The following is a 458-nucleotide window of genomic DNA, read 5'->3' on the forward strand; positions in this document are numbered from 1 at the left end:
AGCTTGCGCAGCAGCTGGTGATCGTCACGCAACAGAGCGATGGCGTCCAAAGGGACCTCCAGTGATGGCTGATTAAAAGAAGCGATCAGAAACGGCTAGTGATGCCGCCGCCGCTCGAAGCTCCAAACTTGGTGATCGTGATGATCGCCGCCGCCCTTCCAGACGAGATCTATGGCGGGCGCTTCCGGTGGCGTCTCTTCCGGATCAGGCGTCTGCGGTCCCCAACCCTTGAATGAGTGCGGAAACCCATCCGTCCAGGTCGATTTATGCAGTTCGGGATCAGCCGTGTAGGGGTTGTAAGGTCCGGTGGACATATTCTTGTCGGCCATGGGTCCATTCCTCTCGATTATGATCAAGGCGTAGCCCGCCGATCACGACCGCGGGGCGCCACCCGCTATCAACGCACGAAACGCGATGTGGTTACTGAAATGAACCGCACTAGCGATTCAGCCTCAGCT

At 58.1% G+C, this 458-nt stretch carries 1 protein-coding gene; it reads right to left on the minus strand.

Features of this window, described 5'->3' with window-relative positions; all coding sequences use genetic code 11:
- Positions 1 to 95 precede the first annotated feature (95 nt).
- Complete coding sequence (locus RM844_RS32640) at positions 96 to 329, minus strand: hypothetical protein (protein ID WP_311671057.1); 234 nt, start codon at positions 327 to 329, stop codon at positions 96 to 98.
- Positions 330 to 458: the final 129 nt, after the last annotated feature.

This window comes from Streptomyces chisholmiae (assembly GCF_031845445.1).
Lineage (GTDB): Bacteria > Actinomycetota > Actinomycetes > Streptomycetales > Streptomycetaceae > Streptomyces > Streptomyces chisholmiae.

Coding starts and splice junctions, on each gene's coding strand:
- RM844_RS32640 (WP_311671057.1), bottom strand. CDS start 329: ATGGCCGACAAGAATATGTCCACCGGACCTTACAACCCCTACACGGCT.